The sequence below is a fragment of the Candidatus Binataceae bacterium genome, from assembly GCA_035508495.1.
In the GTDB taxonomy this organism is placed as follows: domain Bacteria; phylum Desulfobacterota; class Binatia; order Binatales; family Binataceae; genus JASHPB01.
Genome location: DATJMX010000001.1, coordinates 1 through 23,077 on the forward strand (window position 1 = coordinate 1; position 23,077 = coordinate 23,077).

Genomic DNA, 23,077 nt, shown 5'->3' on the forward strand with positions numbered 1-23,077 from the left:
AGATTAGGCCTTTGAACTCCCGTTCCAGCCCATCATCAGTCAAGTGGTCATCCGAATATTCCGAGAGGCGCAATTCTATAGCGCCGACCAATCGACGAGCCGATTCGGTGCTGTCTTGGTGCATATTCCAACTGCGGATGACCAGCCAATCTTCAAACTCATTCAAGGTAATCTGGCGGTTCAAATAGTCGCACAGCCGTGCGCGTATTTCGGATACAGTGATCATGTCGAAACAGCCTATATCACAAATTGTCCGCGTGTCGGAAACGGAACTCAGACGCCTTTTCAATGACAATTATTTGGACGACATTTTAGCCGGACGCATTCACGCTAATGTTTCAGCCAATCGGCATCCCTCGTTGCCATTGGCAAATGAACCGTTCTGTACGTTCAGTCAAGAAGTATCGTACATAGACCCAGCCACCAATGAAGAAGTTGCTCGCGCTCACCAATATCTTCGACCCGATGGAACAATCGGTTTAAAGGGACGCCCCGACCCGAAGCGCGTATTTCTGAACGGCATCTGGTATCGCATCATCAAACTGAAAAACCGAAGCGTTTAGTTCGCTGATTTCATCCGCCGTTGGCCCTGAGTGTCCATTGCAATAAAGTCGCCGCTCTACGAGCGGTGCCTCTGCAAGGGGCGTTTGGCGTAGTTCAGATAAGAGTAAACGCTGGCGGAATGTAATCATCGATCACCTTCCCGAACACTGGGCGGAATGTGAGCGAACAATCGCTCCCAATCCGTTTGGCAGCGTAGCTTTGCGAGCTCCCCACCGTCCTGTCCTTTATCTGCGTGTCGTACAAACTGAGCGCGATAAACGTATCGCGCAGCGCGAATCGTCCTAGGGCTCGGAGTTCTGGATTGACGTGTCGAGCACGAATTTCCCAGACCTCGGAACCGGCACCAAGCGGGCCCAAAGCGGCTGGATGGAGGTGTGAGATTCTGCGCCTGCAAACCCTTTCTTGCTCAGTATCTCGACAGCAACCCATCCCGCAGTTCAAGATAATCGGCGATGCTTCGATTCTTGTTTCGCCACTTCACGGCGATTTTGATTCTGGTCGTGATTGGTGCGTGGGCGGGGCTCTATCTGCCTACCACACCGGCCTGGTCTGTTATTCGGCTCAAGAGTGCGATCGATGCGCGCAATGGCGACGGTGCGGCGCAATACGTTGATTTCCAGAGCGTGGTCCAGAGCGCGGGCGAGCAGATGGTGAAGAAGCGCGCCGCGAACGATCCGCTCTCAGCGATGTTGGGATCGACCGTCATCGCCGCGCTCACCGGACCGATGGCGCAGATCGCGCGTTCGTGGTCTATCGACCAGGTCAACCAGGGGCGCAAGGAATTGCAGATGCCCTACGCGGCGATGGCGGGCGCGATCGTCCTGATGCATCGCGACGGCGACGCGGCGTTTACCAAGTGGACCGACCCGAAGGGACAAACCTACGAAGTTCACCTGCGGCGCGAGCCCGACGGCGTCTGGCGCGTGTCCGAGGTCGAAAACGTCGATCAGCTCCTGCAAAAACTCAAGGAGCACGAGCAGAAGCAGTTCTCTACCCCGTGATCCCTTGACGCGGCAGGCTACGGGATTGTTTCGCGCAGGTTTCATCCGCCGTAGAGCGGCGCGTTTACTCCTCCCGGCTTCACAGGTACACTAGCGCTGCGCGGACGAACCATTCGGCTCGACCGCGTTTTAGTATTCAAAACAAAATGCGCCGTCAGGACATTAGAAATCTCGCGATCGTCGCCCACGTCGATCATGGCAAAACCACGCTGGTCGACGCGATGCTGCGTCAGTCGGGCGTTTTTCGCGTCAACGAGCAGGTGGTTGATCGCGTGATGGATTCCAACGCGCTCGAGCGCGAGCGCGGAATCACGATCATGGCCAAGAACACCTCGATCGTGTGGAACGACACGCGCATCAATATCGTTGATACCCCCGGCCATTCCGATTTCGGCGGCGAGGTCGAGCGCACGCTCTCGATGGTTGACGGCGTGCTGCTGCTCGTCGATGCGTGCGAAGGACCGCTGCCGCAGACCCGATTCGTGCTCAAGAAAGCGCTCGAAGCGAGCTTGCCGGCGGTTGTTTGCATCAACAAGATCGATCGTTCCGACGCGCGCCCGCTGGAAGTGCTCGACGAGATCTACGATCTGTTTATCGACCTCGGCGCCGACGAGCATTTGCTCGATTTTCCCGTCCTCTACACGGTGAGCCGCGCCGGGACGGCGACGCACAAGCTCGAAGTGCCCGGGACGGACCTGCGGCCGCTGTTCGAAACGATCCTGGCGCATCTGCCGGGACCGGAGGTCGATTCCGAAGCGCCGCTGCAGTTCCAGGTCAACAATCTCGATTACGACGACTACGTCGGACGCCTCGCGATCGGGCGGCTCATTTCCGGATCGTTCACGCCCAACTCGAATTATTCGTTATGCCGCCGCGACGGGAAAATCGCCACCTGCAAGGTCGCACACATCTACGGATGGCAGGGGCTTAAGCGCGTCGAGCTCGAAACCGCGCGCGCCGGCGAAATCGTCGTCGTTGCAGGAATAGAGGATATCGCGATCGGCGAGACGATCTCCGATCTCGAAAACCCGCGCCCGCTGCCGCCGATTAGAATCGACGAGCCTACGGTCGCGATGACCTTTCTTGTCAACAATGCGCCGTGGGCGGGCCGCGAAGGCGAATTCGTTACTTCGCGCAAGCTGGGCGAGCGTATCGAATTCGAGGCACGCCGCAACGTCAGCACGCGCGTCGAGCAGCTCTCGCCGGATTCGTGGCGCGTGATGGGCCGCGGCGAATTGCAGCTCGCGGTGATAATCGAGACGATGCGCCGCGAGGGCTACGAGCTCCAGGTTTCCAAACCGACCGTTATCACGCGGCAATCGGAAGGCCAGGTCCTGGAGCCGATGGAACTGCTCGTGATCGATATCACCGAGGACTACATCGGAACCGTCACGCAGATGCTGTCTGCCCGAAAAGGCAAGATGCGCACGATGGTGACGCATGCGGGCGGGCGTGTGCGGCTCGAATATGACGTTCCTGCGCGCGGACTGATCGGATTTCGCGGCCGCTTCCTCGAGAGCACGCGCGGCAACGGCCTGATGAACACTCTCTTCAACGGCTACGGTCCTTGGACGGGAACGATTCGCTCGCGCGCCAACGGCGCGATGATTTCCGATCGCGAAGGCGTCGCAACGCCCTATGCGATCTTCCATCTGCAGGAGCGCGGCATCTTCTTTGTCGATCCCGGTCAGCCCGTGTACGAGGGCATGATCGTCGGCGAGTACGCGCGCGAGATCAATTTGCCCGTCAATTGCTGCCGCGAAAAGAAGCTCACCAACATGCGCGCCTCCGGTCACGATGAGGCCGTGCGTATCACGCCAGCGCGCCTGATGACGCTCGATGCGGCGCTCGAATGGATCGACGAGGAAGAGCTCGTCGAGGTCACGCCGAAATCGGTACGGCTACGCAACCGCGTGCTCCGCACGGCACTGCGCAACAAGCATCGGGTCGGTTTCAGCGATGGTCCGCCCGCGGAGATGGCCGAGGGCGACTGAGCAAATTACAGCGCCGGGCCGGACGGCGGCCTCGCGGGTGGTTCTGCCCGCGCCGCTGCGCCAACGATGAGACGACTTGTCCGGATCACCGCTTATATCCTCATCCTGCTTACGATTCTCATCGGCAGCGCTGCGACGCTGCTTTCGATCTACCAGGACAAAGTAATTGCGTTCGTGATGGACTCGATCCACGCGCGAATCCACCTGGGATTCACCGTGGGCAAGGCGCAAGTGCATCTGGAGCGCCATCTCGGCGTCGTCCTGACGGACGTCCACATCAGTCAGAACGGCAAAGAGATCTCGACGATCAAGTCGATTCACGCGAGCGTCGGCTATCACTCGATCTTCAGTTCCAACGGTTTGCCGCTTTACTCGGTCACCGTCGACACGCCGCTGATGATCGTGCCGCGCAATCATCCGGGCACGCCCGAGATCGCGTTGCCGCGTCCCGAGGCGGCCGCGATCGAGCGGATGGCGAAGGCGCTCCGAGCGCTCTCGCAGATTGCACGGCGTATCGAGATCATCAACGCCACGCTTGCGTATCGCGATGGCAGCGTGCTCTTCGATCGGGTCGGGCTCCTCGCCTATCGCAGGCGTCACGGGCTCAACTGGTATTTCGCGTTCGACGCGACGATCCAGCTCCCGCCCTACGCTGGTGCGCATTTCGCCGGACGAATCAGCGCGCAAAGCGACCAGCCGACCGACTCGCACGACGTTGGCAAGGCGCAGCTCTGGGTCTGGGGAATCCCGATTACCAACCTTCACGCCGAAGGCTTCGACATCGACGGCGAGATGCAGGGCAGTGTCGCCGCGAGCATTCACGACGACGGCTCGCTGAGCGGCACCAGCACCCTCGGCATTGGCAATCTCGCGCTGGCGGGGCCCCGGCTCGCAACGCCAATCCAGCTCGGCGACTATTCGGTCAACGGATCGTTCGACTTCAACGAGACCAACTACTCGATAACTCAGCTGACCGTGCAACGCGTCGGCCAGCACGTGCTCACCGGCGAAACGCAGGTCTCGCAGCCGTACAGCGGCAATCCGCGCCTCGGAATCAGCCTGCAGGGCTTTGAGCTTGAGCTAGGCCGGCTCAAGAAACAGGTGCTCGAAGTGCGCAACCTCCCGCGCGCTACGCTCGAATGGGTGAGGCGCATCGCATCCGGCAGCGTGCGCGTCGGGCAGGCCTCGTTCAGCGCGCCGGTCGAGACGATTCGCGCGGCACCGCTCTTAGCGCTGCGCGAAAACCTGACCATCTTCGGCACCCTGCAGGGCGTGGCGTTCGCGTTTCCGCCGGAGCTCAAGTTGCCCGACATCTCTGCACTGACGGTGCAGATCAACTACGCCAAGGGCGTCGTCACATTCGCCCAGGGCTCGGCAAAGCTCGGCCGCACGCAGGTGAAAGGCGTCGCCGGACGTATCGATCTGCGCAAAGGATTCCAGGACGCGCCCTATACGCTGCAGGCGTCTGCCGACACCGACCTCGGCGAATTGTTTCCCGCGATTAGCCTCGCGCTCCGCAACAATCACGTGCCCAACTATGATCGGCTGAAGCAGCTATCGGGCGTGCTCGATTTCGAGAGTCGCGTGCAGGGCCGCTTCGATCTGAATGCGCCAACGCCGCCGGCTAGTTACGTCCTGACGGTTGCAGCCAACGGTGCCGTTTTCACATTGGATGGCGCTCCCGGTCCGGTGACGGTCCGCCGCGGGGCGATTGTGTTTTCACCCGGTGATGCGAAGATTCAGAAGATTGTGGCCGCGGCGACGGGCGGCGACGCCAACCTCAACGGCGAAGTCCAGTACGGCGCCAAGGGTTTTCTGATCAAGACGTTGTCGCTCGATTTCCATCACATGCCCTCGGAGTCGTGGCTGGGCCTGGTCGTCGATCCGAGCGATCTTGCAGTGAAGGGGCCGATAGGCGGGTCGCTCACGATTTCGGGAAACCCGAAGATCAAGGAGACCTACTCGGGCAACGGCAAGCTGACGCTCGCAGGCGGCCAGGTGCAATTCAACTTCCTGCGCGCGCCGATGATTGTCTCCGCCGCGACGATCGAGCTCACCAGGCGGCGCCTGGTGGTGTCGATGCCGGCGTCGAAGCTCGAAGGCTCGCCGATCGATTTTCGCATCACGGTTCCCGACATCGTCGCACCGACGGTGCGGATGGACGCGAACCTGCAGCATCTCGATTTCGAGGTCATGCGTTTCATCCGCATGCCCTGGTCGCCCGCAACACCTCCAGTCAAGTTTCCGATCCCCGCCAGTGGTCATATCAAGGCGGCGACCGCGAACCTGGGCAAATTCCCGATGCAGGACCTCGACGGCGATTTCACGCGCTCGCCGAGCGGCGATTGGCGCGTCTACAACTTTGCCGCAACTGCGTTTCGCGGCAAGCTCAATCTCGATCTGCGCGGCCGCGGCCCTGACAACTGGGTGCACCTGGTGGGCAAGGTTGCGAACATGGACCCGGCCCCGCTTTTCATGATGACCGGCAAGCGCAAAGACTCGCCAATCCTCGGTCAACTATCCATGGGCGAAGACCTGTGGGCCAACATGGATACCAACTTCTACGACACGCTGGCCGGACAAATCTCGGTGACGATTCGCGATGGCACACTCAACAAGTTCACGCTGCTCTCGCGCTTGCTGGCATTCCTCGACATCAAGAATTGGTTGACCGCGCGGATTCCCGACCCGCGCGTCGCCGGGGTTCCCTTCAAAACGATCCTGGCTGATTTCAAGGGCAACAAGGGCCTCTTCTATACCGACAATTTCAGGTTGCAGGGCCCGGTGATGGAAATCGCCGCAAACGGCACCGTCAAACTCGGCGACGGCGATCTCGATATGGAGGTTGGGATGTTTCCGTTCGACACCGTCAACTGGGTGTTAAATCACATCCCGATAGTTGGTGAGCGCTTCGGCAGCGGCACCGGCAACCTCGTCGCGGCGTACTTCGACGTGAGAGGTCCGGTCAGCGATCCGAAGATCACGCCGAAACCGATCACCTCGGTCGCCGAGTTCATTAAGAAGACGCTCGGGATGCCGATCAACATCATCCGGCCCAACACTATCAAGTGAGGACGCGCCGTGCCGCGCTGATCGTTTTCTGCCGCGAGCCGATCGCGGGCGAGACCAAGACCCGCTTGATCGGCCACGTAACGGCTCGCGCTGCCGCCGCGCTTTCCGATGCGTTCATCCGCGATGCGCTCCGCAAGGCGCAGCTCGTGAAGCCGAGCAGGTTGATCATCGCGGCCAGCGCTCCTGACGGCGCTGCGCGAAGTAAATACTTCCGCCGCCTGTCGCATGAGTTCCGATCTGAGCTGATCGACCAGGGAAAAGGCTCGCTGGGAGCAAAGATGGCGCGCTCGCTTGAGCCATACGCGGACAACGGCGTGCTGCTGATCGGCGCCGACACTCCGACTGTTCCAATCGATTTGCTCGCGCGATGCCTTGTGCTCGTCCAACCCAAGCGGGTCGTGATCGCGCCAAGCCTCGACGGCGGCTACTGGGGCATCGGCGTGCATGGTGCAATTCCAACGATCTTCACGGGTATCCGATGGGGCGGTAGCAACGTGCTTGCGGCGACTCTGAAGCGCCTCGCGCAGAAGAAGATCGCGTATGCGCTCGGGCCGGCGTGGTATGACATCGATCGTTGGGATGATGTGCTGCTGCTCGCGCGTCACCTCGACTTGATGCCGCGCGCGATCGAATCGCATCCTTGTCCCGCGACCGCGAAGTTGATGGAGCGCCTAATGAATCAGTAATTCACAGGACTCGCTTTCAGTGCGGCGACGCTCCCGCTACAGTACCCGTCTCGAAGAATCATCCGCGCCATGCTGGAAGTCGTTCTTTATACTCGCAACGACTGCGAGTTGTGCCACGAAATGGAAGCCGTGCTCGCCTTCGAGCTGCCGCGCTTTGAGGCGCGCTTCGAGCGAATCGAAATCGACGGCCGGCCCGAGCTCGAAGCGCTTTACGGAACCGAGGTGCCGGTTCTGTTCGTAAATCAGCGCAAGGCGTTCAAGTATCGATGCACCCCGCGCGAGCTGCGCAAGCGCCTGTTGCGCGAGGTGAGGCGCTAGCATGCCGCAGCGATCGCCACGCCTGCGCCTGGTCTTTACCACCGCTTCGAGCGAAGAGCAGGCCCTTTCGATCGCGCGCACTATCGTCACCGAGCAGCTCGCCGCGTGCGTGAATATCGTCGGCCCGATGCGCTCGATCTACAAGTGGCGCGACGCGATTGAAGATGACCGCGAATACCTGCTCTTGATCAAGACGCGCGCCGCGCACTATGCGAAGCTCGAAAAAAGAATCGGCGCGCTGCACACTTACGACGTTCCAGAAGTGATTTCCGCGAGTATCGATCGCGGCTCGCCGCCTTATGTGAAATGGCTGCTCGATTCGACCGCCGAGCCGCGTCGGCGGCGGCGCAAGAAACGGCAATAAATGCGATGGTGAAAGTTGCAATCTCAGGTGCTGGCGCGATTGCGGCTCGTGCTCACCTCCCGGCGCTAATGACCGTGCCGAATGCGCAGATCGTCGCGATCCAAAGCCGCACTTCCGAAAAAGCCTCTGCCGTTGCTTCGGCTCTTTGGCCGTCCGGCGCGGGCCGTCCGAAAATCCACGACGACTTCGACGCGATGCTCGCGCGCGAGCGGCCCGACGCTGTGTGTATCTTTACGCCGAATCGGTTCCATCGCGAATACACGCTGAAGGCGGTCGCCGCCGGAGCGCACGTGCTCGTCGAAAAGCCGATGGCGCCGCGCGCGGCCGACGCCCGCGCGATGGTCGATGCGGCCGAACGGGCAGGGCGTATCCTGATGGTCGCGATGCAGAGTCGCTACGGCGGGCTGCAAAGTATAATCAAGGAGGCGATCGATTCGGGCGCAATCGGCAAGCCTTATTTCTTTCGTGGGCGGCTCTCGCACGGCGGCCCCGAATTCTGGGCGCCGGGGCAGCGATGGTTTACCGACGCCACCGATGCGGGCGGCGGTGCCTCGCTTGATCTGGGCGTGCACATCGCCGACCTTGCGATCTGGTACCTGGGCGCGGTCACCTCGGTCAGTGGTGAGGTGGCGACTTTGGGCAAGGACATCGCCGTCGATGATACTGGCGCGATGATTCTCAAGTTCGCGTCGGGCGCGATCGGCGTGGTCGAAGCGAGCTGGAGTTCGCAGCCTCCGCTCTCGGCGATCGAAATCTACGGCAGCGAAGGCCGCATCATGATGGGCTATCCGCGCACCGATGTTGCGATTCTCCGCGCTGATGGCAGCGAAGCTCCCGGCTACACGCGCGACGAAATAGTGAGCCGCTTCGACCCGCGCGACCTACTGGCGCCGTTTCGCGCACTCGCGCAGAATTTCATCGCCGCGATTGAAGGCGGCACGCCGCCGGCGCCCACCGGCCTCGACGGCCTGCGCGCAGTCGAAGTGATCGACGCGTGCTACCGCTCCTCGCGGACCGGCGCGCGTATCGCGCTGCCGCTGAACGATTAGGATAAACGACTGATGTTTCGCGAATCGATCAAGAAAATGGCGGCGTACACTCCCGGTGAGCAACCGCGTCCCGGGCAGCGCCTGATCAAGCTCAACACCAACGAGAATCCTTACCCGCCGTCGCCGAAGGTTCGCCAGGCCGTCGCCAAGGCCGCGAGTGCGACGCTCAGACTCTATCCCGCGCCGCGCGCCGATGAGTTCGTCACGGCAGCCTCGAAGCTCTACAAGATTCCCGTCGACATGATCGTGGCCGGCAACGGATCGGATGAGCTGCTCGCGATGGTCTTCCGCGCGACGCTGAGCCCGGGCGACTGCGTTGTGTATCCTGTGCCGACCTACTCGCTCTACGACACGCTCGCCGAAGTGCAGGAAGCGAAGGTGATTCGTCTCCCGCTCAAGCCCGGATTCGAGATGCCGATGGATGAGCTGGCGCGATGCCGCGCGAACCTCACGATCGTCTGCAATCCGAATTCGCCGAGTGGCACGCTGACGCCGCTTAAGAGTCTCGACCGCCTCGCGCGCAGCCTGCGCGGCCGCATGCTGGTGATCGACGAAGCCTATGTTGATTTCGCTAATGAGACTGCGCTGCCGCTCCTCAAGCGAAATCGCAACGTCGTGATCCTGCGCTCGCTCTCGAAATCGTTTTCGCTGGCCGGGATGCGGCTCGGCCTCTGCTTCGCGCATCAGGAAGTTATCGAAGGCCTGATGAAGGTGAAGGACTCGTACAACCTGAGCCGTATTGCGCTGGCGGGCGGCGCAGCCGCGCTCTCTGACGCGGCGTGGATGCGCCGCAATGTCGAACGCGTGCGCAAGACGCGCATCGCGACCGAGGCGCGGCTCCGCAAGCTCGGCTTCGAGGTGCCGGAATCGTCGGCGAATTTCGTGCTCGCGCGGATGGTGGGGCGCGACATGAGTCCGATCGCGAGCGGGCTCAGGCGCGCAGGAATCCTGGTGCGATACTTCGCGACACCGCTGTTGCGCGACGCGCTCCGCATCTCGATCGGTACGCCCGCCGAAATGGCCGCGTTGTTCGCGGCCCTGAAGCCGCTACTCCTCAAACTCGCGCCCGAGCATCGCAACGGATCGCGCGGATGAGTCCAATCCGCGGACTGTTCAAGTCGTTCCGCAAAAAGTCCGATTCGGGAGGTGAGGACGACGCGCCCCGCAGCGAGGGGATGTGGGTCGTCGCGGGCCTCGGAAATCCGGGCGGCGACTATTCTCGTTCGCGGCACAACGCGGGACACATGGCGATCGATCGCATCGCGGCGAGCAAAGGAATCGATCTCAATCGAAAGCGTTTCAAGGGCGCGACCGGTGAGGTGCGATTCGACGACACGCCCGTGATGCTGGTGAAGCCGGAGACGTACTACAACCTGAGCGGCGAATGCGTTTCGGCGATCCTCGGATACTTCAAGGTGCCGCTCGAGCGGTTGATCGTCGTGCACGATGAAGTCGATTTGCCCGAGGGGCGCCTGCAGGTGCGCAAAGGCGGCGGCGACGCCGGCAACAAGGGCGTGAGATCGGTCGCGGCGTCGCTCGGCACGCCCGATTTCATCCGCGTACGTATCGGCACCGGCCGCGAAGGGCGCCGCGACGAAGGCCTCGACTTCCTGCTCAGGCCGCTGAGCAAGGCCGAAGCGCAGCTACTCGAAGACAGCATTGCGCGAGCCGCCGAGGCGGTCGAAACGATAGTGCGAGAAGACCTCACGCGCGCTATGAACAAATTCAACCAGCGCAACGATCGCTAGTAACAAGCAGTTACTCTCCCTTATTTCTGAATCCCTCTCCCAGGATAAGGAGAGGGGACAAGCACCAAGGCGAGTGGCTAAAATGTTGAAGCTGTATTCCAAAGGTACTTATTTCCGGTACCCTTGATCCTCGCGACCTGGAGTTGATGGAACCTGTGGACGATAAGACTGCGGCGGAAACGGCGGCGGCGCTGGCGCGCCATACCGTCGAGGTGATTTCTCTTGCGGAACTGACGGACAAGCTCAAGCTCGAGCGGCCGCTCCGGATCAAGCTCGGCATGGATCCGACGGCGCCGGACCTTCATCTTGGTCACAGCCTCACGCTCAAGAAACTGCGCGACTTCCAGCGCGCGGGGCATACGGTGGTGTTCCTGGTCGGCGATTTCACCGCCATGATCGGCGATCCGACCGGGCGCTCCGAAACGCGCAAGCCGCTGTCGCGCGAGCAGATCAGCGCCAACGCCGAGACCTATCGCGGCCAGGCGTTCAAGATTCTCGATCCGGCGCGCACCGAAGTTCGCTTCAACAGCGAATGGATGAACGAGCTGAGCATCAGCCAGTTAATTCAGATCGCAGCCAAGCTCAGCGTCGCGCGATTGCTCGAGCGCGACGATTTTGAAAAGCGCCTCGCCAAAGAGGAACCGCTCTTTCTGCACGAGCTGCTCTACCCAATGATCCAGGGCTACGATTCGGTCGCGCTGCAAGCGGATCTCGAAATTGGCGGTACCGATCAGAAATTCAACATGCTCGTCGGGCGCGAGCTGCAGCGTCATTTCGGGCAGCCGCCGCAGGCGGTCATGACGATGCCGCTGCTCGAAGGCCTCGACGGCGAGCGCAAGATGTCGAAGTCCTTGGGCAACTACGTGGGACTCACGGACAAGCCGGAGGACATGTTCGGCAAGCTGATGTCGGTGCCTGACAAGCTGATGATCCGCTACTACGAATTGTTAACCGACACGCCGGCGGAGCAGATCGCCGCGATCAAGGCGGGCAAGATCCATCCGATGGAGGCGAAAAAGCGCCTCGCCTCGATGATCGTGAACGAATACTACAACGAGAATTCGGCGCGTTCGGCGCAGGAATACTTCGAGTCAAAGCATCAGCGCCGCGAGATCCCGCAGAACATCCCGACCTATCGCATCGCCGAAGAGATCTGGATCTGCGAGCTGATGAAACAGCTCAATTTTGCGCCGTCCAACAGCGAAGCCCGCCGCCTCGTGAGCCAGGGCGCGGTGCGCGTCGATGGCAAAACGATCTCCGACGCGAACTTCCGCTTCGTCCCCGGCGAGCACAAGGTCATCGAAGTCGGCAAACGCCGCGTCGCCCGCATCGAAGGGTGAGCCATCAAAGATGGCGCATGAACTTTTCCGGATTGGCGAGGAAGGCTCGCGTGGTTCGCACGTGCTCGACGTCGTCGTAGGCGACCGGCTCTATCTTTGCGTCTTCCAACAGGAGAATCTGCGCGTTCGGGATCGCCATCAGGATCGGAGAATGAGTGGCGACGATGAACTGGCAGTTCATTCCCGCTCGCTCCTTGATTAGCGAGAGCAGACCCAGCACCCGGTTTGGCGATAACGGCGTTTCCGGCTCGTCCAACAGGTAGAGGCCGCCGGGACGCAGCCTGTCATCGAGCACGCCGAGAAAGGTCTCGCCGTGAGAGCGGTTAACCGGATCGGAGCTGTATTTTCTCGTCAGGCGCCGTTTCAGCCGCTCGGGTGCTTCAGCCATCGAAGGTTTGTCGATATCAGCGAGTTCCGCTTGTTCCTCGGCCCGCCGCGCCGCCTCCAGCGCTCCGAAGCCGCCTTTGTAAGCAATTCCAGCTTCCTTGCGTTGCCGGGCCGCGGTGAGCGTGTAACCGAGGACATCCTCGGCCCGCAGAAACATCGCGCGTTTTGCATGGCGATGCCGTACGAATCGATACGCCCGCGCAAACTCGTGAGCCACCCACAGCGTTGCGTCATGTTCGGGCTGATCACTGCCCGCCGCGATGGCTTGCATGCCGACCGCGAGCGCCTCGAGCAAAGTGGACTTGCCCGAACCGTTCTCGCCGACGAAGAAAGTCACGCGCGAAGTGAAATCCAGGTGCTCCAGGTTTTTGAAGATCGGCAGCGTCCATGGAAAAGAATCGGAGCACTCTGCCGACGGCCGCCGGTAAATGGAAGAGAGATACAGATCCTTCATTGCGCGCAGCGCCGAAGTGCGTCACTTCGGACGCATCAAAGCAGGCCAGGGCATCGACCAAATATGCGCTCTGCAACGGTCATTTCTTATTCTCAGCTTCCGCGACTGCGGCGGTCAGCTTTGCCATCGTGGCTTTGAGGGCGCGGGTGTAGCGCTGCTTGGTCCAGGTTTCCTTGGTGCGCATCTTGAGCCATCCGAGCTTTACCGCGTCGGGCTTGTTGCCCATCTCGCCGGTTGAGACTTCGATGATCGCGCGCTCCTCGGGACTCAGGCTCGCGAGCATCTCGCGTTTGAGGCCCTGGAGAAATCCGCTCTTGAGGTCGATGTCGATTTTCATTTGCGGCGCACCTGATGCGAGCGTAGTCCATGCGCCACGCCCGCATCAATTGTCTTTGTCTTGACGGCGAAGGACGCGATGGCGGCGCGCAGGAAGTTCCTCAGCCGAATTGGACTTCGGCCGCGAAGGGCAGACGAACGCCGCCACATTAGTTGATCGTTCTGGCAGGAGTGCCGAGAGCTGGAGGCTCCGATACACAGGCCCACGGCCCGAAGCGGCACGCACCGGATTCAGCGTGGAATCGGTGCCCGCCGCAACGGGCCGCGCGCGAGGAGGTTATTCCTCTTCGTCGCAGGCCTGACGAATCGAATTCAGAATGAATAGGAACTGCTTGGGCGTGGAGACGCGGCCGAGCAGATTGATCTTCTGCAGCACCTTCAGTTCCTGGTCGGAAATCTTGTGCCGCGAGATCATCGCGCGATCGGCAGCGAAGGTGCGCCACGCTTCTTTGCCCGCTTTGGGACGCTCCGCTTCGCGCCGTCCGCCAAGGAGAGCCTCAGCCTCAGGATGGGTGAGGAGGAAGAGCCGCTGCTTGTCGAGATCGAGCGTATCGGCGATACGCGCGAGCAGCGAGAGGGAGGGTCTGCGCCGGCCGTTCTCGAGGTAGGCGATGTGGCTCGCCTTGACACCGAGTTTCTGCGCGAGTTCACGCTGAGTTAGCGCGAAGGCCTCGCGGCGCTGCTTGATGACCGAACCGAGGGATTCTTTTTTCGTCATAGATTGTACGCGGCCAATAGGGCCGACCTCAACTTTGCATAATGAATCAAGCCGGCCAGGTAATTGAGATTCTGTCCGGCTGGTAAACTCGTTTTGAACTCGAACCCAGTCAACCCTCGCACATGCGCGAAGGCCTTCTCCAATGCAGCATCAATTAGTTTATCCGGTTTGGCTGACAGTTCCCAGCCGGGTTTGGAAAAAATTCTCCGGGCGAGCGGATAAGGATACGCTGCCAGGCTAGCCATCGCGTCCGCAGCAAGTTCAGAACGATCGTTAAGATGCGATGAGTAGGCTGACGAAAAGAAGAAATTCACCTTTGAGTCGTAACTTTTGGTGATTTTTGTGGTCAGGAAGTGGCCAACTTCGTGGCAATAAGTGGCCGAAACCGCCGCCGGCTCGTGCGCCGTATTGAGGTAGATAAGCGGGCGGCGAAGTCCTGTCGCCTCGCTGTCGATATAAAAGCCACGCAGGGCGAGGCCTCGTGGTCCGCCGTATGGACGCGCGCAGAGATCAACTCCAAGGCGTGCGACCTCGCGTTTGAAAACCTCAGGTGCTGAATGGCGCACCGGCCGTTTGTTGATCGCCGGCCACAGCCGCCGCGCTGCGCGAATGAGGTGGCGAACAAATGACTCTGACAGATGCTCCCGAACGCTGGACGAGTAATCGTGTCTCGCGATGCGCCAAACTTCTGATTGATCAATTCGGGATCGATCCGCCTTACGCGAAGTGCACTTGACAAGAATCTCGTCCACGAGGGCATCGAGGCTCGAGGTTTCGATAGGGTTAGGCGCTGCCACTCAAAGCTCCCGTATATTGTCACGCAGTTTACAGAGTTGTTGCCTGGAAACGCAAGCGCCTCAAGACTATCGCAGAATGTCTAAAACTCACGTAGGCGCAGAATTGTCGAGCTGACTATTTCGCCTAGTTCCGTCATTTCATGCGTCCATTTGACGCCCAAAAAGCAGCGCGGCGGTCGCTTTCGGCCGCCGCGCATTAAAGACCAATCTGGAAGGAAATCAGGAGGGTGGCGCGATCTGAGGTTTGCGGCATTCGCCGCCACCGACGCAATTCAAGCCCGCGCCGAGATAAGTGAAGCCCGCCTTGACCGGAAAAAACAGATAGTTAAGCGGAGTGTTGATCGGATCGAAGGGCGGGTTCGGTGACAGGTTGGCGCGATCCTCTTGCTGCGGTACTTTCTTGGCGATATCCACATTCTGGACGCTGGCCAGTTTGTTATCAGAACCGAAGATCGCCGACTTGCCCTGATCGATCCAGGTGTAACGCAGCACGCTCGCGCCGCTGTGATTGGGATCCGCGACGTTGTCGGTAAGGTCGGGTTGACCCATCGCGGCAACCGTTTCGTCCGGCGTCATTCCGGTACGCAGATCGCCCTGACTGTTGGCCGTCGAACAAGCCGCGACCATCAACGGCAATATCGCGATTGGTAGAAAGCGCAAGATCGAGCGCAACGTCATCGATTAACTCCCCGGACAGGGCATTCAGCTAACATACCAGTATGATCGCATCAACCAGGCAGCGGAAGCGCCATTCGCGATCATTTCCCCACAGCCGTATTGGTTTGTGTCGCGCCAAGAGGCGCTGATGCGTTCGTTGTCGAGATGGACTGCACGGGAGTCGACGGCACCGGCGCGGCCCACGGATGGGTCAGCGTGTAGAAGCTGCGCACGAAGCGGATACCCCATCCGCCGCCATCCTCGAGGATCTCGCGCAACTCGATATAAAGCGTCGGGTCATTGACGAGCATCCCGGCGGTGCCCTGGCTCGTGTCGATCTTCTGCAAGATGTCTTTCAGATCGCGCGAAGAGGAGCGCAGGTTGCCGAGCACGTCGGTGCCGAGTTCCTGGTTTTCCATCATCTGCGGCAAGAGGCCGTGAGCGTTGTCGTAGCGCGCCATGACGTGGTTGATGCGGTCGCTGGTGTTGCGCACCGACAGCGTCATCTGCTGCAGGTTCTGCACGAAGCTGCGGCCGTCGTATTTGTCGCTGAGCAGCGCGCCCGCGATACTCGTGCCGTTATCGACGCGCATCATGATCTTGTCTAGCTGGTAGGAGAGCTCGGAGACATTGGCGAGCGCCTCCTGGATCGATTCGAGCGTGAGACGTTTGTCAGGCGGCACGTTCTGGCCGTTGACGAGCTGCGCGAGAATGCTGTTGCCATTTGCGATGTTCTCAAGGAGCTTGCGCAGGGTGCCCGAAATCGAGATCAGATTCACCAGCATCTCATCGGTGCCCTGCTGCTGGATGAGCGCCTCGTAGTCAATTGGATCGCGTGCCGCGAGGATACTGCCCGGCGCGGCAGAAGGCGCAGTCGGAGCGCCGGCCGAAAGCTCGACAAACTTGTCGCCAAGCAGACCCATCGAGCTTATCTGCGCGACCGAATCGGCCTTGACGCGCGCGGCCGCTTCGCTTGCGATTTTCAACGTGACGATCACGTAGGTCGCGCTCGGCGCGGCGGGAAAGCTGATGTCATCGACGTTGCCGATATTGACGCCGGAGAGCGCAACCGGAGCGCCTTTCTGGAGGCCATTTATCCGATGGAAGTGCGCTTCGATGGTTTCGGTTGAGCTGAAAACGGTGAGCCCATGACCCATCTGGAAGATCGCAAAACAGAGCACCGCGATCCCGACCGCGATCATTGCTCCTACCCGTATCGTCGAATAGACAGAATCTTTCACGATGCCTCCCGTTTATAGCGCGGCATTCACGAATTCGCGCATCAACTCGTCAGAGCTGTGCCGAACTTCTTCGGCGCTGCCGCTGAATCGAATCCGCCCCTGGTCCAGAAGCGCGAAACGGTCGCCGACCTGGAACGCGCTGTGCAGATCGTGCGTCACCACGACCGACGTGAAGCCGAGCTGCCGCTGCAGACTACGAATCATTGAATTGATCTTGAGCGTGACGATCGGGTCGAGGCCGGTCGTCGGTTCGTCGTAGAGAACGCATCGCGGCTCGAGCGCGATCGCGCGCGCGAGTGAAACCCGCTTTTTCATACCGCCGGAAAGCTCGGCGGGATAAAGTTGTTCGACGCTATCGAGCTCCACCATCCCGAGCAATTCTTTGACGCGCCGCGCGATCGCGGCCTCGTCCATCCCGCTATGCTCTCTGAGCGGATAGCTGATGTTGCCGAACACAGTTAGCGAATCGAACAGCGCGCCGCCCTGGAACACCATCCCAACCTGCTTGCGCACGATCGCAAGCTCATCCTCGTTGAGTTGATCAAGATTATGCCCCGCAACGATTATCTCACCCGCGTCGGGCCGTTCGAGACCATTGAGATGCTTGAGCAGGACCGATTTACCTTCGCCGCTGCCGCCAAGCACGACGAGTGTTTCGCCTTCGAAGACGTCGAGATCAACGACCCTCAGCACGTGCTTCGGGCCGAAGCTCTTGGTCAGGCCTCGAACCTTGATAAACGTCGCGCGGCCGCCGTTGTTCATGGCAGAGAAAGGAAAAACTTGGTCAGGAAGAAATCGGAAATCAACACGCTGATCGATGCGATCACGACCGCCGAAGTAGTCGCCCGGCCGACGCCGTCGGCGCCGCCGCTCGCAGTCAATCCTTTGTAGCAGGCCACGATCGAGATCAGATAACCAAAGAAAACCGACTTGCCGAGCCCGCTGAACAGATCGCCAAGCGCCGCGTTCTGCAATAGCGTCGAGTAGAAGAAATGGCCGCTCACTCCGAGTTGAGTGATCGAGATCACCAGCCCGCCCAACAACCCGATCGCGTCGGCCAGTATCGTGAGCACCGGCAGCATGATGATCGAAGCGAGCACGCGTGGCACGACGAGTTTCTTAATGGGGCTCGTCGCGAGCGAGCGCATCGCGTCGATTTGCTCGGTCACCTTCATGGTGCCGAGCTCGGCGGTGATGCCGGCTCCGACACGCGCGGCGACCATCAAGGCGCTGAGCACAGGACCCATCTCGCGCAGCAGCGAGATTCCCATGATCCGGCTGACGTAGATTTTCGCGCCGAACTTCGCCAGGAACTCGCCCATCTGCAGCGCCAGCACCATTCCTGAGAAGATCGCGGTCAGGTTGACGACGTTGAGTGAGCGAACGCCGATAGAGTCAAGCTGGTCGAGGAAAAGGCGCGTCTCGAATGGACGGCGGAGCAGGTAGCGGACGAAGTCGCGCGTAAGGATGCCGATTTCGCCCAGCTGGTCGAGGAAACGGTATAGTGCTTCGAGCATCCGCCTGACGTTCAAGCGAGGGTAAGCGAAGCCGCCCGATGCGGCAACATGAGGTGATGAACGCGCGCGTCGAGATCACGACCCTGTTCGTTTACGGCACGCTGCTGGATCCAGACCTGAGAGATGGCCTGTTAGGGCGGCACGTCGAGACGATTCCGGCGCGCCTGGTCGGATATGCGCGCGGACGGAAGCGCTATTTCTTCGTCACCGCGGAGAAAGGAGCCGAGACCAAAGGTAAGATCCTGCTGCGGCTGACCGAGCGAGATTTTCAGATACTCGACGAATACGAAGAACTGCCGGCGCTCTACAATCGCGTGCGAGTCACCGTGCTTGATGGCGCAGGCAATGAAATCGAATGCTGGACCTATCTACCAACCGATTGGGCTGACTGAATTCTCCGCGCCGATTCTGAAATTCGAACGATGCTAATCGAACGGATGGTAAAGGTCTTCGAGCTCGCGTTCGACAGCGCGGCGCGAGCGCAGCGGATCGCCGGCAAAAACCAGTTGCCTGATAATCGCGACGACTCGTCCGAGACCGCGCGGGGCATAGGCCGCCTGCAAATGGGTCATGTCGAGCCCAGGCTCGTCATCTTTACGTTGGAGCGTTCGATAGAGCATTGGCAGCTCCTCCCGCGTCCGGCAAAGTTCCAACCCGCAGCCCTGTCCACCGGTGCAACCAACGTGCCCGGAATGTGACTAGCTGTGGATCGGCGCAACGCCGCAAACGATTAGCGAGCAGGGGCCAAAGCTGGAGAGAGCCGCCAGCCGCAGCGACACCCGCTCACCTGTAACGGCACTGAACGCGCCCTGACGCGGACCCGACAGAAAGACAATCAACCGCCACATTTTTGGCACAAGACAATCCGGGCCGTCGTTGACTACTTCACTTCGGCCGGAGGGGGTTTTGATTCGCCGCGTTTGAGATCGAATTTGTCGAGGCGGTATTGGAGGGTGCGGTAGCTCATGCCGAGCATCTTGGCGGCTTTGGCGATTACCCAGTCGCTCTTTTCCATGGCTTGCAGGATGAGGTCGCGCTCGAAGGTTTCGAAGTTGATTCCGTCGGCCGGGATCTCGAACTTGTCGCTGCGCTGACGCTCGCCCGGCTTCACCGTTGTCTTGCGCGACAGCACTTCCTGCGGCAGATCGCGCGGCATGATCTTGTCGCCTTCGCACAACAGGATCGCGCGTTCGATCGCAGATTCGAGCTGGCGCACATTGCCGGGCCAGGCGTAATCGAGCATCACTTCCATCGCCTCACGGCTGATTTCGATCGCGCGTCCTTCCGCGAGATGGCCGAACTTGGCGAGCGCGTGATTCGCGAGCAGCGGGATATCGCCGCGACGATCGCGCAGCGGCGGCAGCGTGATCGTAACGACGTTCACGCGATAGTAGAGGTCTTCGCGAAAGCGCTCCTCGGCAACTTCTTCAGCGAGATTCTTGTTGGTCGCGGCGACCAGGCGCACATCGACACGGAACGATTCGTTGCCGCCGACGCGGCGGATCTCGCGCTCCTGCATCACGCGCAAAATCTTGGCCTGCAAGCCAAGCGGCAGGTCGGCGATCTCGTCGAGAAACAGCGTCGATTTGTCGGCGCTCTCGAAGAGCCCGATCTTGCGCTCGTTGGCGCCTGTGAACGCGCCGCGCTCGTGGCCGAACAACTCATTCTCGATAAGCGTATCGGGAATTGCCGAGCAGTTGATCGCGACAAACTGGCGCGCCACCCGCGGCGACAGGCGATGGATCGCGCGCGCCACGACTTCCTTGCCGGTGCCGCTCTCGCCCTGGATCAGAACTGTCGAGTTGGAAGGCGCGACGCGCCGCACCATCCGAATCACTTCCTGGATGGCGGGGTCCTGCCCGACGATTCCCTCGGCTTCGAGCTTGCCCTCGAGGCGGCGCTTGAGCAGCAGATTCTCCTGCTGGAGGTTCGCGAGCTCCGCCGCTTTCGCGACCGTCATCACGAGCGTCTCGCGATCGGTCGGTTTGGTCAGGTAGTAGAACGCGCCGTTCTTCATCGCCTGCACGGCGCTTTCGATCGTACCGTGCGCCGTCAGCATCACGACCTGGCTGCCGGGATAGGTCATGCGCACCTTGCCAAGGAGCTCGTCACCCGACATCCCCGGCATCATCAGATCGGTGAGGACGACATCGAAGCGCGAGAGCGCCAGCAGTTCCATCGCGCGCTTGCCCATCGCGGCTTCTTCAACGCCGAAGCCTTCTTCGCGCAGCGTTTCGACTGTTATCTGCCGTTCGAGATCGTTGTCCTCGACGACGAGTACCGAGGCCTGGTTCATCAGTTTCTGCTCATCCGCGAAAGCGGGAAGGTGAAGGTTACCGTCGTTCCGCGTTCAGCGCCATTGGGGCCGATTTGGATCGTGCCACCGTGCTTTTCAACGATCGCCTTGGAGAGAAAGAGGCCGAGCCCGATTCCCTCGCGCTTGGTGGTGAAGAAGGGCTCGAAGACTTTGTTGACCACCTCGGGCTCAATGCCCTCGCCGGTGTCGGAGAACCTGAGCACCATGCTGCCGTTGTTGCGCTCAAAGCCGATTCGCATCGTGCCGCCGTCGGGCATCGCCTGGATCGCGTTCGCCACGACATTGATAAAACAGGCGCGCAGCTTTTCCGCGTCGACGTTGAGCACGGTCGGCACGCCGTCCATGTCCTCGACGAGCTCGATGCCCTGGCTTTTCATTTTCGATTCCGAGAGCGCGACGACGCCGTCAACGAGCTGCTTCACGTCAGTCGGGGCCGGATGAATCTCGATCGGTTTGCCGTATTGCAGGAAGCTTTGCACCAGCTCTGAGAGCCGATGCAGCTCATCCTTCATGATCGAGATCTGGCGCACAAATTGGTCGCGGCCCGGCTTCTCAGCCGGCGAGTAGCGGGCGCGAAGCTGATCGAGCGCGAGGCTCAGAAAGTTGAGCGGATTTTTGATTTCGTGGGCGAGGCCGCCGGCGAGCTGGCCCAGCGCAGTGAATCGTTCGAGGCGGTTGAGCTCCTGCTCGCGCTCGCGCGCGCGGCGCAACTGCCCGACCATCTCGTTGAACGATCTGGTGAGCAGTCCGATCTCGTCGCCGCGTTTGGCTTCGGGCACGGTTTCGAGGCCGCGCGCCGCGATATTCTGTGCGGCGGATGCGACCGCGTGAATCGGTCCGACGTAGCGATCGGCGAGCACGTATGCGAAGACGAGGCCCAGCGCAAAGATCGCCAGCGCGATCGCAATCTGATGCGATCGATTTTCCGCGAGCGGTTGCGCGAAGTCGGCAAAGTTCGCCGCGACCTGCACATATCCCAGCAAGTGGTCTTCGACTTCGACCGGTATCAGGTACACCGTGGTGCGATTTTCTTCGTCGCCGAAACGATCGCCGGGAATCTTCACCAGCTCATCGGGATGCTTGAGCTGGTCGGGGGTCAGCAGATCCGAGGTATGAGTGTTGAGCGCGGCGCCGATGAGGTGCGGGTTGGAACTGTTGATGATGAGGTTCTGCGACGACGCGATCGAAACCTCGAAACCTCTCGCGTGCAGGCTCTTTACGTAGTCGTGCAAACGGTCGCGATCGACGGGGCCGACGGAGGTGAGCTGCTCGACGCTGATCTGGATCGCGCGCGCCAGGTCTTTGACTTTCTCCTGGGTGGTATCGACGATCGCCTGCTGCGTGCCGAGACTGACCCAAACCTCGGCGCCCAGGGTCAGCGCGAGGAGCGCGACGATCAGTACGATCAGCTTGGCTTTGAGGTTGAGGGCGGGAAATTTGAGTTTCATCGCTTTGTGCCCGGCCGTCCGAGCCCAGGCGCGATCGCGCGCGGTCTATGCCTGCGGCTCTCTCCGCTCCGCCAGCACCAGCATCCGAGTCGCATACAGCCCGATGCAGAGAACCGCCACGATCAGCAACAAGCGCTCGAAGCCGCCGAGATAATGCACGACCATCTCGAGTTGCTTGCCAAACAGGTATCCGAGCGACACCACGATCGGAACCGAGATGAACGCGCCCAGCAAATCATAGATCAGGAACACTGCGGGCCGCACGCCGAACGAGCCGGCCGAGAGGTACACGAGGGCGCGTAAACCGGCCAGGAATCGGGCGTAGAAAATGGCGCGATGGCCATGGCGTTCCATGAAGCCCTTGATGCGCTCGATTTGCATCTGGCTGCCGGGCCGCGACACGCCGAAATATCGGACCAGGCCCGAGCCGAAGCGCCGGCCGAGGAAGAATAGCGAGTTGTCGCCCGACACGACGCCGAGCAGCGATACCAAGAGCGTCAGCGGATAGCGGGTGATCCCGCGATGAATGAGATAGCCGCCCGCGAGCAGCGCAACGTCCTCAGGCAGCGGCAGGCCGAGGCCGCACATCATCAGGACGGCGAACAGCCCCACATACGTGAAGTGTTCGATGTACGCCGAAACCAGTCCGACCAAGCCTCAATCTCCGTGGGAGTATCGCGCGCGCAGCGCATCACGAATCTGCCCGACCGATATCCCGCGCTTGGCCATCGCTTCCGCGTCGAGCGCTTCGCCGACGCAGATCTCGCAATGCGATCCGTGCTCGTCGCGATAGCAATCGAGCAGGTTCTTGTGCCCGTCAGCCTTGTCGCATCCGCAGTAGCAATGAAGCTGAGCGAGCAGGGCGGGATCGTCCTGCGCGACCTGATATGCCTTGCGCACATCGCCAATGAAGCGCGCGGGATCGAGGGTCAAGCGAAGTTGCTCGGCCGCCGCGGCCTCGCTCGGCGCGGCAGCCTGGGCGGGAGCAGGATGAGAAGTGCCGTAGGAGAAATAGGCGACTGCTCCGACGACCATCAGGCCGCCTAGCAGTGCCATGACGAGCTTGTTG

General features: G+C 60.8%; 26 protein-coding genes. 12 read left to right on the forward strand and 14 right to left on the reverse strand.

Features of this window, described 5'->3' with window-relative positions; all coding sequences use genetic code 11:
- A partial coding sequence (locus tag VMA09_00005; protein ID HUA31957.1) for a hypothetical protein occupies positions 1-226 on the reverse strand: 226 nt, incomplete at its 3' end.
- On the opposite strand from VMA09_00005, the gene VMA09_00010 reads away from it, so the two are divergent.
- The 11 genes from VMA09_00010 to tyrS all read left to right on the forward strand — a co-directional run bounded on the left by VMA09_00010 (position 225) and on the right by tyrS (position 12,136).
- Positions 225-563: a hypothetical protein gene (locus VMA09_00010; GenBank protein HUA31958.1), complete on the forward strand. Its 339-nt coding sequence runs from the start codon at positions 225-227 to the stop codon at positions 561-563. The two genes, VMA09_00005 and VMA09_00010, sit on opposite strands and share 2 nt — an antisense overlap.
- A gap of 453 nt (positions 564-1,016) precedes the next feature.
- Positions 1,017-1,565, forward strand: coding sequence for a DUF2939 domain-containing protein (locus tag VMA09_00015; GenBank protein HUA31959.1), 549 nt, complete (start codon positions 1,017-1,019; stop codon positions 1,563-1,565).
- 146 nt (positions 1,566-1,711) lie between these two features.
- On the forward strand, positions 1,712-3,559 hold the full coding sequence (gene typA, locus VMA09_00020; protein ID HUA31960.1) for a translational GTPase TypA: 1,848 nt from the start codon (positions 1,712-1,714) through the stop codon (positions 3,557-3,559).
- A gap of 66 nt (positions 3,560-3,625) precedes the next feature.
- The gene (locus tag VMA09_00025; GenBank protein HUA31961.1) at positions 3,626-6,631 is read left to right on the forward strand and encodes an AsmA-like C-terminal domain-containing protein; all 3,006 of its coding nucleotides are present in this window, start codon (positions 3,626-3,628) and stop codon (positions 6,629-6,631) included.
- Complete coding sequence (locus VMA09_00030) at positions 6,628-7,317, forward strand: TIGR04282 family arsenosugar biosynthesis glycosyltransferase (protein ID HUA31962.1); 690 nt, start codon at positions 6,628-6,630, stop codon at positions 7,315-7,317. Before VMA09_00025 ends, VMA09_00030 begins: the two co-directional genes overlap by 4 nt.
- Positions 7,318-7,386: 69 nt before the next feature.
- Positions 7,387-7,635 carry a glutaredoxin family protein gene (locus VMA09_00035; GenBank protein HUA31963.1) on the forward strand — a complete coding sequence of 83 codons (249 nt, stop codon included), beginning with the start codon at positions 7,387-7,389 and terminating at the stop codon, positions 7,633-7,635.
- 1 nt (position 7,636) lies between these two features.
- Positions 7,637-7,999 carry a divalent-cation tolerance protein CutA gene (gene cutA, locus VMA09_00040; GenBank protein ID HUA31964.1) on the forward strand — a complete coding sequence of 121 codons (363 nt, stop codon included), beginning with the start codon at positions 7,637-7,639 and terminating at the stop codon, positions 7,997-7,999.
- Positions 8,000-8,004: 5 nt separating this feature from the next.
- Positions 8,005-9,048 (forward strand): Gfo/Idh/MocA family oxidoreductase, encoded by a 1,044-nt coding sequence (locus VMA09_00045; GenBank protein ID HUA31965.1) that lies wholly within the window; start codon positions 8,005-8,007, stop codon positions 9,046-9,048.
- A gap of 12 nt (positions 9,049-9,060) precedes the next feature.
- Complete coding sequence (gene hisC, locus VMA09_00050; GenBank protein ID HUA31966.1) at positions 9,061-10,143, forward strand: histidinol-phosphate transaminase; 1,083 nt, start codon at positions 9,061-9,063, stop codon at positions 10,141-10,143.
- Entirely contained in the window at positions 10,140-10,796 is a 657-nt protein-coding gene (gene pth, locus VMA09_00055; GenBank protein HUA31967.1) for an aminoacyl-tRNA hydrolase, read from the forward strand. The genes hisC and pth overlap by 4 nt, the downstream gene beginning before the upstream one ends.
- 155 nt (positions 10,797-10,951) lie before the next feature.
- Positions 10,952-12,136, forward strand: coding sequence for a tyrosine--tRNA ligase (gene tyrS / locus VMA09_00060; protein HUA31968.1), 1,185 nt, complete (start codon positions 10,952-10,954; stop codon positions 12,134-12,136).
- A 4-nt stretch (positions 12,137-12,140) separates the two neighbouring features.
- On the opposite strand, the gene VMA09_00065 is transcribed toward tyrS, so the two are convergent.
- The 8 genes from VMA09_00065 to VMA09_00100 form a co-directional block, all read right to left on the reverse strand.
- Positions 12,141-12,977 carry an AAA family ATPase gene (locus tag VMA09_00065; protein HUA31969.1) on the reverse strand — a complete coding sequence of 279 codons (837 nt, stop codon included), beginning with the start codon at positions 12,975-12,977 and terminating at the stop codon, positions 12,141-12,143.
- A 79-nt stretch (positions 12,978-13,056) separates the two neighbouring features.
- On the reverse strand, positions 13,057-13,314 hold the full coding sequence (locus tag VMA09_00070; GenBank protein ID HUA31970.1) for a hypothetical protein: 258 nt from the start codon (positions 13,312-13,314) through the stop codon (positions 13,057-13,059).
- Positions 13,315-13,590: 276 nt separating this feature from the next.
- The gene (locus tag VMA09_00075) at positions 13,591-14,031 is read right to left on the reverse strand and encodes a helix-turn-helix transcriptional regulator (protein ID HUA31971.1); all 441 of its coding nucleotides are present in this window, start codon (positions 14,029-14,031) and stop codon (positions 13,591-13,593) included.
- Positions 14,028-14,828 (reverse strand): hypothetical protein, encoded by an 801-nt coding sequence (locus tag VMA09_00080; protein ID HUA31972.1) that lies wholly within the window; start codon positions 14,826-14,828, stop codon positions 14,028-14,030. Before VMA09_00080 ends, VMA09_00075 begins: the two co-directional genes overlap by 4 nt.
- Before the next feature lie 219 nt (positions 14,829-15,047).
- Positions 15,048-15,506 carry a hypothetical protein gene (locus VMA09_00085; protein ID HUA31973.1) on the reverse strand — a complete coding sequence of 153 codons (459 nt, stop codon included), beginning with the start codon at positions 15,504-15,506 and terminating at the stop codon, positions 15,048-15,050.
- A gap of 80 nt (positions 15,507-15,586) precedes the next feature.
- The gene (locus VMA09_00090; protein ID HUA31974.1) at positions 15,587-16,726 is read right to left on the reverse strand and encodes an MlaD family protein; all 1,140 of its coding nucleotides are present in this window, start codon (positions 16,724-16,726) and stop codon (positions 15,587-15,589) included.
- 12 nt (positions 16,727-16,738) lie between these two features.
- Complete coding sequence (locus tag VMA09_00095; GenBank protein ID HUA31975.1) at positions 16,739-17,488, reverse strand: ABC transporter ATP-binding protein; 750 nt, start codon at positions 17,486-17,488, stop codon at positions 16,739-16,741.
- On the reverse strand, positions 17,485-18,243 hold the full coding sequence (locus VMA09_00100) for an ABC transporter permease (GenBank protein ID HUA31976.1): 759 nt from the start codon (positions 18,241-18,243) through the stop codon (positions 17,485-17,487). Before VMA09_00100 ends, VMA09_00095 begins: the two co-directional genes overlap by 4 nt.
- 38 nt (positions 18,244-18,281) lie before the next feature.
- Between VMA09_00100 and VMA09_00105 the strand changes: the two genes are divergently transcribed.
- On the forward strand, positions 18,282-18,635 hold the full coding sequence (locus tag VMA09_00105; GenBank protein HUA31977.1) for a gamma-glutamylcyclotransferase family protein: 354 nt from the start codon (positions 18,282-18,284) through the stop codon (positions 18,633-18,635).
- Positions 18,636-18,668: 33 nt separating this feature from the next.
- On the opposite strand, the gene VMA09_00110 is transcribed toward VMA09_00105, so the two are convergent.
- The 5 genes from VMA09_00110 to VMA09_00130 all read right to left on the reverse strand — a co-directional run bounded on the left by VMA09_00110 (position 18,669) and on the right by VMA09_00130 (position 23,064).
- Positions 18,669-18,863, reverse strand: a complete 195-nt coding sequence (locus VMA09_00110; GenBank protein ID HUA31978.1) for a hypothetical protein — start codon at positions 18,861-18,863, stop codon at positions 18,669-18,671.
- Between the two features lie 260 nt (positions 18,864-19,123).
- Complete coding sequence (locus VMA09_00115) at positions 19,124-20,539, reverse strand: sigma-54 dependent transcriptional regulator (protein ID HUA31979.1); 1,416 nt, start codon at positions 20,537-20,539, stop codon at positions 19,124-19,126.
- Positions 20,539-22,008: a HAMP domain-containing sensor histidine kinase gene (locus tag VMA09_00120; protein HUA31980.1), complete on the reverse strand. Its 1,470-nt coding sequence runs from the start codon at positions 22,006-22,008 to the stop codon at positions 20,539-20,541. Before VMA09_00120 ends, VMA09_00115 begins: the two co-directional genes overlap by 1 nt.
- A 45-nt stretch (positions 22,009-22,053) precedes the next feature.
- Positions 22,054-22,662, reverse strand: a complete 609-nt coding sequence (locus VMA09_00125; protein ID HUA31981.1) for a DedA family protein — start codon at positions 22,660-22,662, stop codon at positions 22,054-22,056.
- Between the two features lie 3 nt (positions 22,663-22,665).
- On the reverse strand, positions 22,666-23,064 hold the full coding sequence (locus tag VMA09_00130; protein HUA31982.1) for a CYCXC family (seleno)protein: 399 nt from the start codon (positions 23,062-23,064) through the stop codon (positions 22,666-22,668).
- Positions 23,065-23,077 lie beyond the last annotated feature (13 nt).

Excerpts from the sequence above, each read along its gene's own strand:
- VMA09_00010 (HUA31958.1), top strand. The coding sequence starts at position 225 with ATGTCGAAACAGCCTATATCACAAATTGTCCGCGTGTCGGAAACGGAA.
- VMA09_00015 (HUA31959.1), top strand. The coding sequence starts at position 1,017 with ATGCTTCGATTCTTGTTTCGCCACTTCACGGCGATTTTGATTCTGGTC.
- typA (HUA31960.1), top strand. The coding sequence starts at position 1,712 with ATGCGCCGTCAGGACATTAGAAATCTCGCGATCGTCGCCCACGTCGAT.
- VMA09_00025 (HUA31961.1), top strand. The coding sequence starts at position 3,626 with ATGAGACGACTTGTCCGGATCACCGCTTATATCCTCATCCTGCTTACG.
- VMA09_00035 (HUA31963.1), top strand. The coding sequence starts at position 7,387 with ATGCTGGAAGTCGTTCTTTATACTCGCAACGACTGCGAGTTGTGCCAC.
- cutA (HUA31964.1), top strand. The coding sequence starts at position 7,637 with ATGCCGCAGCGATCGCCACGCCTGCGCCTGGTCTTTACCACCGCTTCG.
- VMA09_00045 (HUA31965.1), top strand. The coding sequence starts at position 8,005 with ATGGTGAAAGTTGCAATCTCAGGTGCTGGCGCGATTGCGGCTCGTGCT.
- hisC (HUA31966.1), top strand. The coding sequence starts at position 9,061 with ATGTTTCGCGAATCGATCAAGAAAATGGCGGCGTACACTCCCGGTGAG.
- pth (HUA31967.1), top strand. The coding sequence starts at position 10,140 with ATGAGTCCAATCCGCGGACTGTTCAAGTCGTTCCGCAAAAAGTCCGAT.
- VMA09_00065 (HUA31969.1), bottom strand. The coding sequence starts at position 12,977 with ATGAAGGATCTGTATCTCTCTTCCATTTACCGGCGGCCGTCGGCAGAG.
- VMA09_00070 (HUA31970.1), bottom strand. The coding sequence starts at position 13,314 with ATGAAAATCGACATCGACCTCAAGAGCGGATTTCTCCAGGGCCTCAAA.
- VMA09_00075 (HUA31971.1), bottom strand. The coding sequence starts at position 14,031 with ATGACGAAAAAAGAATCCCTCGGTTCGGTCATCAAGCAGCGCCGCGAG.
- VMA09_00085 (HUA31973.1), bottom strand. The coding sequence starts at position 15,506 with ATGACGTTGCGCTCGATCTTGCGCTTTCTACCAATCGCGATATTGCCG.
- VMA09_00095 (HUA31975.1), bottom strand. The coding sequence starts at position 17,488 with ATGAACAACGGCGGCCGCGCGACGTTTATCAAGGTTCGAGGCCTGACC.
- VMA09_00100 (HUA31976.1), bottom strand. The coding sequence starts at position 18,243 with ATGCTCGAAGCACTATACCGTTTCCTCGACCAGCTGGGCGAAATCGGC.
- VMA09_00105 (HUA31977.1), top strand. The coding sequence starts at position 18,282 with ATGCGGCAACATGAGGTGATGAACGCGCGCGTCGAGATCACGACCCTG.
- VMA09_00110 (HUA31978.1), bottom strand. The coding sequence starts at position 18,863 with ATGCTCTATCGAACGCTCCAACGTAAAGATGACGAGCCTGGGCTCGAC.
- VMA09_00115 (HUA31979.1), bottom strand. The coding sequence starts at position 20,539 with ATGAACCAGGCCTCGGTACTCGTCGTCGAGGACAACGATCTCGAACGG.
- VMA09_00120 (HUA31980.1), bottom strand. The coding sequence starts at position 22,008 with ATGAAACTCAAATTTCCCGCCCTCAACCTCAAAGCCAAGCTGATCGTA.
- VMA09_00130 (HUA31982.1), bottom strand. The coding sequence starts at position 23,064 with ATGGCACTGCTAGGCGGCCTGATGGTCGTCGGAGCAGTCGCCTATTTC.